This window comes from Acinetobacter sp. AOR01_HL (assembly GCF_027855455.1).
GTDB lineage: Bacteria > Pseudomonadota > Gammaproteobacteria > Pseudomonadales > Moraxellaceae > Acinetobacter > Acinetobacter baumannii.
Genome location: NZ_JAKTIM010000020.1, coordinates 58,354 through 73,119, shown reverse-complemented (window position 1 = coordinate 73,119; position 14,766 = coordinate 58,354). Strand labels below are relative to the sequence as shown.

The 14,766-nt window shown below is 39.5% G+C and carries 14 protein-coding genes; 7 read left to right on the top strand and 7 right to left on the bottom strand.

The annotated features are described in order from the left end of the window. The first annotated feature begins 6 nt into the window (after positions 1-6). A complete protein-coding gene (locus MKL62_RS07370; protein WP_000250997.1) occupies positions 7-294 on the top strand; it encodes an STAS domain-containing protein in 288 nt (95 codons plus the stop codon). 69 nt (positions 295-363) lie between these two features. Here the strand turns inward: MKL62_RS07370 and MKL62_RS07365 are convergent, their stop codons facing one another. Further along, complete coding sequence (locus MKL62_RS07365; RefSeq protein ID WP_000888321.1) at positions 364-1,377, bottom strand: CorA family divalent cation transporter; 1,014 nt, start codon at positions 1,375-1,377, stop codon at positions 364-366. Between the two features lie 157 nt (positions 1,378-1,534). Here MKL62_RS07365 and MKL62_RS07360 point away from each other — a divergent pair, with 157 nt between their 5' ends. Both MKL62_RS07360 and MKL62_RS07355 read left to right on the top strand, forming a co-directional pair. Further along, positions 1,535-2,116 carry an LOG family protein gene (locus tag MKL62_RS07360; RefSeq protein ID WP_001084310.1) on the top strand — a complete coding sequence of 194 codons (582 nt, stop codon included), beginning with the start codon at positions 1,535-1,537 and terminating at the stop codon, positions 2,114-2,116. 14 nt (positions 2,117-2,130) lie between these two features. Then, positions 2,131-2,532 (top strand): NUDIX hydrolase, encoded by a 402-nt coding sequence (locus MKL62_RS07355; protein WP_000849701.1) that lies wholly within the window; start codon positions 2,131-2,133, stop codon positions 2,530-2,532. 2 nt (positions 2,533-2,534) lie between these two features. Here the strand turns inward: MKL62_RS07355 and MKL62_RS07350 are convergent, their stop codons facing one another. Both MKL62_RS07350 and recG read right to left on the bottom strand, forming a co-directional pair. Continuing rightward, the gene (locus MKL62_RS07350; RefSeq protein WP_000472265.1) at positions 2,535-3,170 is read right to left on the bottom strand and encodes a ComF family protein; all 636 of its coding nucleotides are present in this window, start codon (positions 3,168-3,170) and stop codon (positions 2,535-2,537) included. Next, the gene (gene recG, locus MKL62_RS07345) at positions 3,163-5,208 is read right to left on the bottom strand and encodes an ATP-dependent DNA helicase RecG (protein WP_030423568.1); all 2,046 of its coding nucleotides are present in this window, start codon (positions 5,206-5,208) and stop codon (positions 3,163-3,165) included. The genes MKL62_RS07350 and recG overlap by 8 nt, the downstream gene beginning before the upstream one ends. Positions 5,209-5,228: 20 nt before the next feature. On the opposite strand from recG, the gene MKL62_RS07340 reads away from it, so the two are divergent. Together MKL62_RS07340 and adeT2 are read left to right on the top strand one after the other, a co-directional pair. Next, positions 5,229-6,044: an NAD-dependent epimerase/dehydratase family protein gene (locus MKL62_RS07340; RefSeq protein WP_000547774.1), complete on the top strand. Its 816-nt coding sequence runs from the start codon at positions 5,229-5,231 to the stop codon at positions 6,042-6,044. Positions 6,045-6,123: 79 nt separating this feature from the next. Further along, positions 6,124-7,110: a putative multidrug efflux protein AdeT2 gene (gene adeT2, locus MKL62_RS07335; protein ID WP_000712907.1), complete on the top strand. Its 987-nt coding sequence runs from the start codon at positions 6,124-6,126 to the stop codon at positions 7,108-7,110. A gap of 43 nt (positions 7,111-7,153) precedes the next feature. Here the strand turns inward: adeT2 and plsB are convergent, their stop codons facing one another. After that, the gene (gene plsB, locus MKL62_RS07330) at positions 7,154-9,727 is read right to left on the bottom strand and encodes a glycerol-3-phosphate 1-O-acyltransferase PlsB (protein WP_005127897.1); all 2,574 of its coding nucleotides are present in this window, start codon (positions 9,725-9,727) and stop codon (positions 7,154-7,156) included. 275 nt (positions 9,728-10,002) lie between these two features. On the opposite strand from plsB, the gene MKL62_RS07325 reads away from it, so the two are divergent. After that, complete coding sequence (locus MKL62_RS07325; protein WP_000993136.1) at positions 10,003-10,875, top strand: acyl-CoA thioesterase; 873 nt, start codon at positions 10,003-10,005, stop codon at positions 10,873-10,875. 106 nt (positions 10,876-10,981) lie between these two features. Further along, a complete protein-coding gene (locus MKL62_RS07320) occupies positions 10,982-12,247 on the top strand; it encodes a dicarboxylate/amino acid:cation symporter (RefSeq protein WP_002000599.1) in 1,266 nt (421 codons plus the stop codon). Between the two features lie 42 nt (positions 12,248-12,289). On the opposite strand, the gene MKL62_RS07315 is transcribed toward MKL62_RS07320, so the two are convergent. From MKL62_RS07315 to MKL62_RS07305, 3 genes are all read right to left on the bottom strand, one after another. Then, positions 12,290-13,240, bottom strand: a complete 951-nt coding sequence (locus tag MKL62_RS07315; protein WP_016653507.1) for a metal-dependent hydrolase — start codon at positions 13,238-13,240, stop codon at positions 12,290-12,292. A gap of 123 nt (positions 13,241-13,363) precedes the next feature. After that, a complete protein-coding gene (gene yihA, locus MKL62_RS07310) occupies positions 13,364-14,140 on the bottom strand; it encodes a ribosome biogenesis GTP-binding protein YihA/YsxC (RefSeq protein ID WP_001254462.1) in 777 nt (258 codons plus the stop codon). Between the two features lie 108 nt (positions 14,141-14,248). Continuing rightward, complete coding sequence (locus MKL62_RS07305) at positions 14,249-14,686, bottom strand: RrF2 family transcriptional regulator (protein WP_005127898.1); 438 nt, start codon at positions 14,684-14,686, stop codon at positions 14,249-14,251. Positions 14,687-14,766 lie beyond the last annotated feature (80 nt).

The window sequence follows — 14,766 nt, the reverse complement described above, 5'->3', positions numbered from 1 at the left end:
TGAAGAGTGGTTCAGTATCTTAACCAAGAGTTAGTTGTTTCAGGCAAAATTGATTTTGAAAATGCTGAACAACAATACCAAGCTGGATTGGCAATTATTAAAAAGCAAACAAGCTTTCCTTTAATTGTTGATTTAAAGCAGCTTGAGCATGGTAATACGTTAGCCTTGGCTGTTTTAGTGCAATGGCTACGTCAAACTCCACAAAAGTCTGGATTACATTTTAAAAATGTACCAGAGAAGATGCTGAAAATCATTCAAGCCTGCCATTTGCAAGAAGACCTACATTTGGTTTGATGAGCAAAGATAAAAAAGCACCTAAATTTAGGTGCTTTTTTATATACAAAATTTGCGGGAGTAATCTCTTTAAATCCATTTTTTCCAGCGGAAATAAATGATAGGCCCAATAAAGAAACCAATAATAATTAGTAAAACGATAATAAAGCTGGTTGTACCGTGTGCGAAAGGAAGTACATCCGTGTTCATACCATAGATACTGGCGATTAACATAGGTGGTGCCAACATACTTGGTAATATCGAGAATCGACGGATCGTATCGTTTTGTTCAGTGTTAATAAATCCTGACGTTGTATCAAGCAAGAATCGTACTTTTTGGAATAAGAAAGCGTCATGTTCAACAAGCGAGCGAACATCCTCACTAAGTTCTCGAATATCTGCATCGTAGATATGACTGCCTAAAGCACGTGGACGAGACAAAAACGTTAAAACACGGCGCAAATCAATTAAACAGAGCTGTGCTTTCCCAAGCATGTCTTCTTGTTGTGCCAAGCGGGTAATCATGTCATCAAGATCTAAAATCTGTTCACGTTGATGGTTATTGAGAACCTCGGTTGAGTATTTTTCTAGATCCTTGTGGATATCTTCCAAGATATCCGCAAGCTCATCTAGTTTTGCTTCAAGTAAGCCCAATAAAATCCATGTTGGATCTTTATAATCCATTTCGTAGTCATTACGACGAGCTCGAGCACGAAAAGCACGAAAGGCAACTAACTTTTCACCACGTAAAGTAAATAAGCGGTCTTTATGTAAGATGAATGCAACAGTCTGCACCATGGCAAGCATATGGGAAGAATCTTCGGCATCCCCATCAACCTGATAATTTTTATTTTTCGTTAAAAAATAGGTGCTGATATGCAAAATACCGTCATCATCACGGTAGAATCGAGCAGAAGATGAAATGTCTTCTAACGACTTTAGTGTAGGTAAGTTCTGATTGTAAGCATCTAAGACCCATTGTTGTTCTTCTTGAGAGGGTGCAATAAGATCAAGCCATACTAATTCGGGATGTAGATCAAATCCACCATTGATGGTGGCATCTTCCAGACTTCCGCGTTCTGTGGCATAAAAGGCTTCAAGCATGTGTCTTTTTTCCTTACGCAGTCTGATGGAAATTGATGGGTGTATTTTAGACAAGGATTTGCCGAAAAACACTTGCCAATACGCTATTTTGCAAAAAAAAACTCTGTCGAGAGTCTAGTTTGTCAGCATGACAGTTCAATAAAACGGTTTTTATACTATGAATTCAATTTGTATTTTCTGTGGTTCATCTCTTGGTTCAAACCCAATCTTTCAACAAATTGCTCAATTAACCGGTGAAGCTATTGCTAAACAAGGTAAAACACTCGTTTATGGCGGTGGCCGTTCTGGTTTAATGGGTGTTGTTGCTGATAGTGCTTTGCAAGCCGGCGGGCAGGTCATTGGGGTAATTCCTCGTGCTTTAGTTGATCGCGAGTTAGCTCATCCTGGACTGACAAAATTATATGTCGTCGAAAATATGCATGAGCGTAAAACCAAAATGGCAGATCTGTCGGACGGTTTTATTGCTTTACCAGGTGGGGCAGGTACATTGGAAGAAATCTTTGAACAATGGACATGGGCACAATTAGGTATTCATCAAAAGCCGTGTGCTTTTCTAAATGTAGCTGGCTTTTATGAAGATTTGCTTAAAATGATTCAGGGAACTGTAGATAACGGATTTAGCCAAGCGCGGTTTGTTGATAAATTGATTGCCTCAGACAAAATTGAAGATATTCTTCAACAATTTGAGCAATATCAGGCTCCTGCTCCGAAATGGACAAATGCCGACGTTCAACCATAAATGAGGTTAAATAGGTGAAAACAATTACGGTCGCCGCTGCGGTGATCTTAAATGAACAAAATGAATTATTGCTTGTCAGAAAGCGTAATACACAAGCTTTTATGCAGGTAGGCGGTAAACTGGAGCCGAATGAGGCTCCGGAAAGTGCTATACAGCGTGAAATCTTGGAAGAAATAGGCAGCCCGTGTGTAATAGAACAGTTTATAGGGCGTTTTGAGACAGCAGCTGCCAATGAACCGGATCACAAGCTTATTAGCCATTTATATTTGGTTCGATTAAAACAATCCCCACAAATTGCAGCTGAAATTGCTGAAATGAAGTGGGTGAAATTTAATGATTCCGAGACAAAACTCGCACCATTAACCAAAGAAATTGTAATTCCGTGGTGTGAGCAGAACTTATCTATAACTCTATAATTTTAATATGATGTAGATGAAGCAGCAGCTAGGCAACTGGCATGAATAGATGTACACCCTAGCTGTTTTAGCGCCTGACTTAAAGCGTGAATTGAACTTCCTGTTGTGATTACATCATCAATAATCAGTACACGACGATAACGCCGTTTTTCTTGAGTGAGCGCAACAAATTGCTGTTCAATATTTTCAAATCTTTCGAGTCGAGATAATCCCTTTTGAGAATGCTCATTTAAGCGTTGTACAGGCTGCCAAACTGGTATTTTTAATTGCTTACTCAAAAGATTGGCGAGTAATAAGGATTGATTAAAACCACGTTCAGTTAAACGTTGTTTAGAAATAGGCATGGGTACAATCGCTTGTACCTTAGGAAATTTTAATTGCTGTAAAACTTCAGCGAGTAAGGTTTGGTAATGTAATTTTTGTTCATATTTAAACTGCTGAATAATCCGGTTAATTGGATAGGCGTAGTGACAGGCCACAAGAACAGACTGGTCATTGCGCTGAATGGTTTGCTTAAGCCACGGTAGCTGTTCCCAGCATTCTTTACAAAGAGGATATTTTTCCCGTGTTCCTATTTCGCAAAGTAGGCAAGGGGACAGCAAATGAAAAAGATACTGGGGGTTTAAAAACTTAAACATATGCGTATCGAGGAGCTTCGGGAAGCCAGCGCTTCAATAAGGCATCAGCTTGCTCAGGGTAATCTTTTAGAACTTGTTGTGCAACGTAGTGTGCTTGACTCAATAAATGATCATCTCGCTCTAAACGTGCGACACGGAAACCCATATCACCTGTTTGTTTTGTTCCTAATAACTCACCCGGGCCCCTTAGCTCAAGATCTTTTTCAGCAATAACAAAGCCATCATTACTTTCTCTTAAAATTGAAAGTCTTTCTTGCCCATTTTGTGAAAGTGGTGGTTTATAGAGAAGAACGCAAAAACTGGCTTTTGCACCTCGTCCTACACGACCTCGTAATTGGTGTAGCTGTGAAAGCCCTAATCGTTCAGCATTCTCAATGACCATAATCGAAGCGTTAGGTACATCTACCCCAACCTCAATAACGCTTGTGGCAATTAGCAGCTGTAGTTCATTGTTTTTAAATGCTTGCATGACAGCCTGTTTTTCATCGGCTTTCATTTTGCCATGAACCAAACCAATATTAAGTTCAGGAAAGCGCTCTTTCATTTCTTGATAAGTGGCTTCGGCGGCTTGAGCATCTAAAGTTTCGGACTGTTCAACCAGAGTACATACCCAGTAGGCTTGTTTACCTTCTCGGCAGTTTGAAGCAATTCGATGCAGTACTTCTTCACGACGATCTAGCGGAATCGTGACGGTCTGAATTGGAGTTCGACCTGGCGGTAATTCATCAATAATTGATGTATCTAAATCGCCATAAGCACTCATTGCCAGTGTTCTAGGAATTGGCGTTGCAGTCATGACCAGTTGATGTGGGGTGAGCTGTTCGGCGCCTTTATTACGTAAGGCTAATCGTTGATCGACCCCGAATCGGTGCTGCTCATCAATAATCACGAGTCCTAGTTTTGCAAACTCAACGTTATCTTGAAATAAGGCATGAGTACCCACAATCAGTTCAGCATGGCCTTCTTTAATTTGTTGCTCAGCGTGTGCCCGCGCTTTCCCTTTTTGTTTACCCGACAACCAAGCTACCGTAATACCTAAAGGTTCAAACCAGCGTTTAAAATTTAAATAATGCTGCTCTGCTAAAATTTCGGTGGGTGCCATTAACGCAACTTGCCAATCTGCTTCTAATGCGTGACATGCTGCAACCGCTGCAACTAAAGTTTTTCCAGCCCCTACATCACCTTGTACCAAACGCAGCATAGGTTGATGTTGTTTTAAGTCGTTTAAAATTTCTTTTGATACACGTTTTTGTGCGTTGGTCATTTGAAAAGGTAAAGCTTCTAGCAGCTTTTTTGCAAGCACTTTACTACTCGGAAAAGCAGGTGAAGCAATTTGACGAATATAAGCACGTCGAGTGAGAAGACTAATTTGATGTGCGACCAGCTCTTCAAAAATAAGACGTTGCTGCGCAGGATGAGAGCCTTGAGCCAGTTGGATCATATTGGCATCAACTGGCGGCTCATGAATGTAATGTAAAGCTTCTTTGAGTGCATACCCATTTGTATATTGTTTAGGGAGTAACTCGGGTAAAGCATCACTATGATGTTTCAACGCTTGTTTAACATATTCGCGTAATTTAGCTTGTGTTAGTCCATCGGTACTTGGATAAATTGCTGTGAGCTGCGTTTTTGGAAGGGGGGTATGTTCATTAATAAGTTGAATTTCTGGATGATAAAGCTCAAGTCCTCGTGCACCTACACGAACTTCACCAAAAATACGTAAACGGTTACCAGGTTTTATTTTGTCGGTTAAATTTTTATAAATATGATAAAAGCGTAAAGTCACCTTACCAAATTCATCTTGTATTAATGCGGCCATAGATTTACGTTTACCTGGAGGGAAATCAACAGATTTGACTTCACCCTCGAGTAAATAACTACGACCAACTATCAATTGATTCATAGGAATAATGGTACTGCGATCTTCATAATCACGGGGCAGATGAAACAGCAAATCATCTGTAGTAAAAATATTTAGTTTTTCGAGTAGGGCTGCTGAAGCCGATCCAACGCCTTGTAACTGATGGACTGAAGTCATGTCCCCTCAACGAGTTCTCTATGCATATATTATTTATCGGTTATGGTAAAACATCTCAGCGTGTTGCTAAACAACTATTTGAGAAAGGACATCAAATTACCACAATTAGCCGTAGTGAAAAGACAGATCCTTATGGGACACATCTCGTACAGGATATTTTTACGCTCGATTTAAGCGAAATTGCACCTGTAGATGTAGTGTATATTTTACTTTCTCCAGACGATAGTACTGTTGAAGGTTATCAGCATACTTATGTGGATAGTATTGAGCCTATTCGTCAGGCTTTAAAATCGCATCCGGTTAAAAGATTAATTGTGGTGTCATCTACGCGGGTATATGGTGAAAATTCTGGTGAAACAATTGATGACCATAGTGAGATTCACCCAAACGATGCCCAAGGGCATATCTTGCACAATATGGAATTGCTATGGCAAAAGTATTTTCCGTCACAGTGCGTGATTGTGCGTCCTACAGGGATTTATGGGGCTTCTATTGATCGTCTAAAACGAATGGCTGAGCACACGCAAACCTATCCAAATATTCACTATAGTAACCGTATTCATATTGATGATTTAGCAAGGTTTTTGGCATTTTTAGCTGATTTTGAAAAACCCCATAAAAGCTATCTTGTTGCTAATAATGCACCTGTACCTTTGCATGAAGTCTTACTGTGGTTTCAAAGTCAGTTAGATTTACCGCTGCTTACCTTAGATTCAGCTCATGTGTCAGGCAAAAAAATTTATGCGAAACATTTGTTTGAGACGGGTTTTCAACTTGAGCATCCAATTTGCTTTAATGACTATTTATTATGTTTAAATGCTCATGGTACAAATTAAAATTTAGACTAAACTTTAAATAACAACAGAAATACCTGATGAGGCAGTTAAATTGCCGATAAAGATAAAAAGGTTAAAAGTGAAAAAATTTTGTTTAGCTCTCTTTTTGAGTGTAACGTCAGTTACGAGTTGGGCTGGGGATCAGGTGTGGTGTGCATATGATCCAGCGGGTACCCAAGGGGATATTACGCGCCGACTAAATGACATTCGTCTATATGCTCAGCAATATCAGGTCAAATTCAAAGTCGTTAGTTATCAAAAAGAGCAGCAAGCCATTCAAGCTTTTGATGAGGGGAAATGCTCAGGCTTAGCAGCCAGTAACTTTAATACTTATCAGTATAATCATTTTATGGGCAGTACCTCAGGTATTGGTCTTATACCCAATAACCGGACTGCACGAAATCTATTGCAGCTTTTAAATCATCCTACAATTGAGAAAAGATTAATTAATAAAGATTATGAAGCAGTCGGTATGATTCCGGTTGGTACTGCAAATATGGTCATGAAAACCAAAAAAATATCAAAAGTGGCACAGCTTAGAGGCCAACGAATTGGAGTTCTGGCCAATAACCCGCCACAACAAGCTTTGGTGAGAAGTGTAGGTGCGCAGCCAGTATATGTTGATTTATCGAATGCGATTGCGCAATTTCAACAAAATAAAATCGATATTATGCCAGCGCCTGTTTATGGTCTTTTGCCTTATAACCTACAGAAAGATTTTGGGCCAGATACTCAGGTGATTAATTTTCCTTTGGCGTATTTCGGGGTAAATATAATTATTAAACCCCAAGCTTATCCAGCCAATTTTGGACGAAAAATTCGGGCTTGGTTTGTCCAAAATAGTCAATTATTAACAAATCGAGCTATACAATGGGAAAACCATTTACCAGCCTATTATTGGGTTGACGTTTCTTTTTACGAAAAGCAGAGCTATGACATTATGGTGGCAAAAATACGCAATCAATATGTTCGCTCCGGTTATTACGATGCCTATTTTGTGGAGCTAATGAAACGCTTACGTTGTATTGATGATCCGCGTTACTTTGAATGTCCAATGAGTAGATAAAATAAAAGGCAACTTAAGTTGCCTTTTATTTTGCATGAAGACTTTAAGCTTTTTTACGTTTTAAACGGCGTTTGGCTTGCTGAGAAGCCATTGCTTCAAGAGCTTCTTTTAACTCTTCATCAGTAAAGGTTGTGATATGTTGCAACATTTGTAATGTTACTTCATCAAGCACCAACTGTGCGCCTGCTGCCATCTGACGGAAATTATCATCAAACTCAATTTGGCCTTGGTCATTCGTTCGAATGTAGTTTTGTTGAGTTAAAACTTTGATAAAGCTTTGGAACAATGCTTTGTCAAAGAATTCAGGAGAGTTAAATTCATAAAGAACTGATAAACGTTGTCCTAATAAATGACTTAATTCTTCAACTTGTTTTGCTGAAATATTGCCTGAACCACGCTGAGTGATTAAAGCTAAAGTCATGTAATAACGTTCAAGGCTTTGTTTAACAGGTGTTGCTAATACAACAAGCTGATTATGCTCTTCAGTATTCGGTGCAGAGCTAATTAAATTGCCTTCGTCATCTTGTTGAATAAGATTTGATTGAACCAATGCATCTGCATATTGCTCAATCTGTTCTTTAAGTTCGCTACTTTTCCATTTAAGGAAGAGTTCGGCTTTTAAGAATGGATAAAGCGTATAGATAACATTGCTTAAATCAGCACGGCTAATTTTCCCGTTATGTTCAACAAGAGATGCAATTAATGAAGGTAAAACGAATGCATGCAAAATGTTATTACGGAAATAGGTGAGGAGAACCGCTTGGTTATCTTCAATCGCGATAATGTCACCAAGGGCATGTTGTACACGCTTAATCAATTTAAGCTTTAAGCCATAAGCAATAATTTCCTTACCAGATAGCGGCGTCACTTCTGTGCGCTGATCGTAAGGGAAATTTGATGCTAAATTGCGGTAAGCTTCAAGCTGCTTAATACAGATTTCTTCATCAAGCGTATGCTTTGGTGTTGCAAGCAAAATAATTGAAAGTAAAGAAACCGGGTTAATCACTACCGCACGGTTAATATTTTCTAAAATCGCATTTGCAGAACTGTTTACTGCTTCTGAAACAGCAGGTGGCACTGGGTCATCGTTCTTTTCAATATAAACGTTCTCAGCATTATGCTGTTTAAGCAAGTCATCTAGGAAAACAGGTTCACCAAAGTTAACGTGTACTTTACCGAAAATACGTTCAATTTTTCGGAGTGTTTTTAAAATACCAAAAATAGACTCGGCTTCTTTTGGCTTACCTTGCATTTCGCCTACATAGGTTGAACCTTCCATAAGGCGCTCATAACCAATGTAAGTTGGCACAAATACAATTGGCTTGGCACGACCACGTAAATGACTATGGACTGTCATTGCGAGCATGCCGGTTTTCGGTGGTAATAAGCGGCCTGTACGCGAACGTCCACCTTCAATAAAGTATTCAAGTGGTGTGTTGCGAGAAAGAATACTATATAAATATTCTTTAAATACAGAAGTATAGAGACCATTACCACGGAAAGAGCGGCGAATAAAGAAGGCACCGCCACCACGTAAAAGCTGACCAACGAAAGGTAAGTTTAGGTTGTCGCCCGCAGCAATATACGGAACCATCAAGCCACGTTTATAAATCACATAAGACAGTAGTAAGTAGTCAATGTGGCTACGGTGACATGGTGTATAAACAATTTCATAGTCTTTTGCAAGCTCTCGGACAGTACTGAAGTTATGAACTTCTACGCCGTCATAAAGCTGAGTCCATAGACGTGTTAACGCCAAATCTGCAAAACGTACTGCTGAGTGAGAATAATCAGATACGATTTCATTCACATAACCAATCGCACGATGCTCTGCTTCAAGCATGCTGATTTTACCGCGAATACTTTCGCGTCGAATGGCTTCTTGAACATCACGAGATTTTAATACCGACTGCATGACATTGCGGCGGTCTGATAAGTCAGGGCCTAAAACAACTTCACGTTGGCGATCAAGGTAGTCATTTAAAGTGCTAACAATATAAGTCGCTGGCGAAAGGTTCGGATAATGCTTCTGAGCATATTCAATGAGGTCACGTAAAGACTGGGGTTCATGGAATTCCAAATAAGATTGGCGACCATGCAAACCAATATTTACAAGCTGTTTAACTGTACTTGGTGTTGCCCATGTATCTGAGAATAACAACTTAAACCAAGAGTCTTCTTTATCTGGAGAACGACCCCATAAAACGGTTACCGGAACCAGTTCTATGTCGAGTTCAGGATTTGCTTGTAAAACTTCGATTAGTTTAATCAAACGTGGCGGAAAAGCATGAGGAGGGGGATTCAGTAGGTTATTTTCATCATTGTGTTGTAAAAATAAAACTGAAGCTTTTTCCTGATGAGTACCGATGACTAATGGATCTAGCGCTGGCTTTAAATTTAAGCGACGAGTTTCTCCATCCACCACTAAAGCATTACTGCGAGAATGATTTTGCAAGACATAGCACACTACTTTTTGGCGCTCGGTCTTCGCTTCTGTTTCTGTTGTTGCTGATACTGGTTCAGTAGGAACTTCCCCAAGAACATGTGGTGTTACCACGAGGTCAAGTAGTTTACTCGAAAGCCGACGATACATTTGACCAAACCCACTCTTGGACATAAGAACTCCTACTTCTTAAAGACAAATCCCGGCACCAAAGGCAGAGGGTAAATATTTTGCGGTATTTATTAAAAAAAACAATATGCTATTTTCTGATAAATTATAATTCTTTTGGCATTTTTTATCGTTAAAAATCGTATTTTTAGCTGTTTTAAAGGCAATGTTTGTCAGAAGTTGACTGATTGTTCCATGTACAAATAGTTTTTTATGGCACAATAGATTCTACACATCTGTCCTTTAATACCAATTTTGCCTGCAATATGAAGGTATCTCTCATGAATGCGTTAACCCAAGAACTGGTTGAGCTGCTCACTTTAGAAAAGCTTGAAGAAAATATTTACCGTGGAATTAGCCGTAATTTGGTCGGTAAACGTGTTTTTGGAGGTCAGGTTCTCGGTCAAGCATTACGTGCTGCTTCTTACACAACTGATCGTCCTGCGCATTCTCTGCATGCCTACTTTTTATATGGTGGTGATATTAATGCTCCAATCATCTATGAAGTAGACCGTTTGCGTGATGGCAAAAGCTTTGTCAGCCGTCAAGTTCGGGCAATTCAGCATGGACGAGTTATTTTCTCGGCAATGGTGTCTTTTGCTAACCCTGAAGAAGGCTTGAACTATCAGCATCCAGAACCAGATTACCCAGCTCCTGAAGCGCTAAAATCGGAAAGTGAGTTGAAAGAAGGTATCCTGAATTTTGTACCGGAAAATGTTCGTGCAAGTTTTATGCGTGAGCGTCATGTTGAAATCCGTCCGATTGATCCAGTCAATCCATTTCAACCACAACCGGAAGCGCCTTTTAATGCGCACTATATCCGTACCCATGACCGTATTCCAAAACAGCTAGATGATATTTCATTGCATCAAGCAATTGTAGCGTTTTACTCAGACTTTACTTTGATGACAACAGCTTTAAGACCACATGGCTTAAGTTATATTTCTCCAAGTTTGCAATGTGCCAGTATTGATCATGCGATTTATTTCCATCGCCCACTTCGTGCTGATGAATGGATGCTCTATGACATGGAAGCTACAGTTAGTGCGGCTTCTCGCGGTTTAAACTTTGGACGTATGTGGCAAAATGGCCAACTCGTATGTAGTACGGTGCAAGAGGGTTTGATGCGTTTACGGGAAATTGAAACTCAATAAATAACGATGAGCCATCTGAAAAGATGGCTTTTTTATTTTTAATTGAAACGATGTGACAAAAAATTGCTCGAATGAAAAGCAAGCTCATGTCATATTTACAAAAGGATTGCCTACTGAAAAAAATAATGTTGATATGAACTTAAATACACAAATTCTGATTGCTGCCATTTTAGGTTTAGCCTTTGGCTTCCTACTTACCATGTATCCGGACACTGCTTTTGTAAAGCACAGTTTATATGGATTAGGCATATTAAGTAGTGTTTTTATTGGGCTACTTAAAATGTTGTTGGTGCCATTAATTTTTAGCTCCATTGTGGTTGGAGTTTCAAATTTGCAGGCAGGTGGACAATTAGGCCCAGTTTGGAAAATCACATTCTTGTGTTGTATCACCACCACCACCTTGGCCTTAATTTTAGGTATTAGCTGTGCTCATTTGTTTGAGGTCGGGCGAGGTGTAGATATTTCAATTTTTCAGGCATCTATGCAAAGCTATCAAACACCAGATAGTTTAAACCCGGCAACTTTCTTCACTAATTTTATTCAAAATACTTTAATTAACCCATTTAAAGCTTTTAGTGACGGGAATGTTTTAGCTGTCGTCGTGTTTGCTCTATTTGTGGGTGTCGCTTTAGTTCATGGTGGCGAACGTTTTAAAAGTATTCGGGTATTGAGTCATCAGTTTTTTGAAATGATGATGATGCTAGTAGGCTGGGTAATGAAATTGGCGCCGTTAGGTATTTTTGCCTTACTCGCTAAATTAATGGCTACCGAAGACATTTCAGTATTAAGCCGATTGGCGGAATTTGCTGCTGTGGTAACAGGTACTACTATTTTTCATGGCGCTGTTGTTTTACCGCTACTGCTTTGGATTTTTGGTCGTATGAGCCCTTGGACTTTCTTCAAAGGCACACGTACAGCTTTAATTACCGCATTCGCAACGAGCTCTAGCTCTGCCACTATGCCGCTGAGTATGAAATGCGCACAGGAAAACTTGGGTGTTCGTCCTCAAACCGCGGGTTTTGTGATTCCATTGGGTACACAGCTCAACATGGATGGCACAGCTTTATATGAAGCTGCTGCCGCGCTCTTTGTGGCAAATCTAGTTGGACTAGACTTAAACCTGACACAACAAATTGTAGTGTGCCTAACCGCAATGATCGCATCACTTGGAGCACCAGGAATTCCAAGTGCGGGTATGGTTACCATGATTATGGTATTACAGTCTGTGGGTTTACCTGCCGAAGCAATTGCGATTTTACTTCCAATCGATCGTTTACTCGATACGGTAAGAACGGTTGTAAATGTGCAGGGTGATATGATGATTAGTGTGGTAGTAGATCGATATACCAAAGATAAAGATATCAGTATCTAATCTCTAAATAAAAAAGCAGGATTTATATCCTGCTTTTTTATTTTAAGCTGCTTGTAATTCAGCTCTTTTGGCTGCTGGCGACTGCGATAAATAACTTACCGCATCTTCAGTGCTACCTTCTTTAACTGGATCATACCACGGCATGAGGTAGTCAATTTGCTGAGCAATAAGCCAGATTGGGTTTGGTAAAACTTGATTATCTTTTCGGCTAATTTTATACCATTCTAGAGCAACCCAAGCTGGGAAAAATCTAGATTTGGCAGCATCAGCAAAACGTGGATCTTGCTTCATAATATGTGCAGCGCCGTCTACCCATAGCCCTAACACAAGCACAATCACCGCAAGACTTAAATAATAGCGTGGAATATAACCGCCTCCTAAATGGCGATATAAATCGAAAGCAACCGTGCGGTGTTCAATTTCTTCTGAACCATGCCATTTTACCAAGTCTACCATTTCTGGATCTGCGCCTAACTCTTCCCAGCGTTTGTTATAAAGCGCATATTTACCTAGAACACATGTCATGTGCTCAACTGTCGCGATAACACCTAAACGAAATAAATCCCATTGCTCTTGCAGGAATTGCGGAACTTCTTTGTCAAAAGGCTTATCTGCCAAAGCAGTGGTAAATAGATAATTCATAATGTCCAGATTTCTCTGGATATCAATATTGCGTGCACTTAAATATTCTTTATTGGCAGAAGTGTGTGCGTTTGCATGCATTGCTTCTTGGCGAATAAATGCTTGTACATCCTGTTTAAGTTTTTCATCAGTAATACGAGGTAAAACCTTGTTATAGAGCCGGCAAAACCAGAACTCTCCAGCAGGCAAGATATTGTTAATTTCATTAATAAAATAACTTGCAAACGGTTGGTTTGGAATCCAGTCTACAGGGGTATCTTTCCAGTCAAATTTTACCTTGCGTGGAAGAATTTTATAATCAATAGAAGAACCTAAAGCCTTATTCTTCAAAAAAGATAGCAATTTCATCATTTAGTCCTGATTTTTAACTCGATGAAGTTATGATGAGTATAAAAAAAGCCCCTACATTTGTGTTTAGCAATAGGGGCCAATTGAATATAAATTTAATGAAGAAATTGTATCTGTTTTGACGATTTACTCTTCTGCATCCTCATCGCTTGCTTCTGGGATTGCATCTACGTCAAATTCTGGCTCTTGATTAAGCGTAAAGTGCAGACGTCCAGCCATCACGCTTGCTAGCTCTTCTAAACCTAGTTTGTTTAATGAAGAAAAAAGCTGAATCGAGAAATCAAGCTTCATTTTTTTCAGTTGCTGTTTAACTTCGAGCAAGACTTTGTTCGCTGGACCGCGGTTCAGTTTATCTGCTTTAGTTAAAAGAATATGAACAAATAAATGGCGTGAATAAGCCCACTCTAGCATCATCATGTCAAAGTGCTGTAAAGGGTGGCGAATATCCATGAGTAAAACCAAACCTTGTAAGCTTTTACGATGGATTAGATAGTTTTCTAATTCTTTTTGCCATACACGTTTCATATCTTCCGGTACGGCTGCATAACCATAACCAGGAAGGTCAACTAAGCGTTGATCTGGATTACCTAGGCTGAAAAAGTTAATCATTTGTGTGCGCCCAGGTTTTTTGGAGGCACGTGCAAGCTGTTTCTGGTTTGTTAATGCATTAATTGCGCTAGATTTTCCTGCATTTGAACGTCCGGCAAACGCAATCTCGTAGCCACTATCTTCAACACATAGTGCCAATTTCGGAGCACTCATTAAAAATTCAGCTTGGCGTAACCAGTTTAGAGATTGCACAGCATAAGCTGTAATCGCTGGATCCGGTTTCTTTTCATAACTGATCTTTTGCTTGGGTGCGAGTCTGGCTTTGGTGTCTTTCGATTTTTCACTACGACGCATAAAAAATAACTTTTTAAATGAGAGGGCTCGCGCCTAGTATAAAGGAGCTTGGTTATTCTTGCTAATGTTCAGTAAGCTTGCTTAAAAAGATAAATAGAATTACGGGCTCTAGAGTTGTAAAAAGGGGATAGGGGAATGATCTGAAGCAGATTTTGGCTGTTGTAAAACTTCACCTAACGTATATTGATCTAAACTTTGATAAAAGCTTTCCAAAGCTTGATCAAGAATACCTTTTAAACCGCAATGGGAGCGCAAAACACAAGGCGGTGTATTGCATTCAACAATTTGGTGGTCACCTTGTAAAATTCGGACAATTGTTCCAAGTTTTAAATCTAAAGCTTTTGGATTTAATCGAATTCCACCACCTTTGCCGCGAATGGTAATAATCCACTCTTGTTTACCCATAAAATGGACAACCTTCACAAGATGATTTTGCGAAACATATAAATCTTGAGCGATTTCTGCAATCGTGTACGGCGCATCACTTGGACGAGCGACATACATTAATATTCGCAAAGCATAATCGGTAAATTTATTAAGTTGCATGATCACCAAAAACTAAAGGTTAAGAGGTTGATCATCTTAGCCTGAAAGTCTAAAGAATAAAACTTTCAGGCTAGAGCTTT

What these genes read in the sequence shown, in the direction of transcription:
- MKL62_RS07365 (WP_000888321.1), bottom strand. Translation starts at nt 1,377, where the DNA reads ATGCTTGAAGCCTTTTATGCCACAGAACGCGGAAGTCTGGAAGATGCC.
- MKL62_RS07360 (WP_001084310.1), top strand. Translation starts at nt 1,535, where the DNA reads ATGAATTCAATTTGTATTTTCTGTGGTTCATCTCTTGGTTCAAACCCA.
- MKL62_RS07350 (WP_000472265.1), bottom strand. Translation starts at nt 3,170, where the DNA reads ATGTTTAAGTTTTTAAACCCCCAGTATCTTTTTCATTTGCTGTCCCCT.
- recG (WP_030423568.1), bottom strand. Translation starts at nt 5,208, where the DNA reads ATGACTTCAGTCCATCAGTTACAAGGCGTTGGATCGGCTTCAGCAGCC.
- MKL62_RS07340 (WP_000547774.1), top strand. Translation starts at nt 5,229, where the DNA reads ATGCATATATTATTTATCGGTTATGGTAAAACATCTCAGCGTGTTGCT.
- plsB (WP_005127897.1), bottom strand. Translation starts at nt 9,727, where the DNA reads ATGTCCAAGAGTGGGTTTGGTCAAATGTATCGTCGGCTTTCGAGTAAA.
- MKL62_RS07325 (WP_000993136.1), top strand. Translation starts at nt 10,003, where the DNA reads ATGAATGCGTTAACCCAAGAACTGGTTGAGCTGCTCACTTTAGAAAAG.
- MKL62_RS07315 (WP_016653507.1), bottom strand. Translation starts at nt 13,240, where the DNA reads ATGATGAAATTGCTATCTTTTTTGAAGAATAAGGCTTTAGGTTCTTCT.
- yihA (WP_001254462.1), bottom strand. Translation starts at nt 14,140, where the DNA reads ATGCGTCGTAGTGAAAAATCGAAAGACACCAAAGCCAGACTCGCACCC.
- MKL62_RS07305 (WP_005127898.1), bottom strand. Translation starts at nt 14,686, where the DNA reads ATGCAACTTAATAAATTTACCGATTATGCTTTGCGAATATTAATGTAT.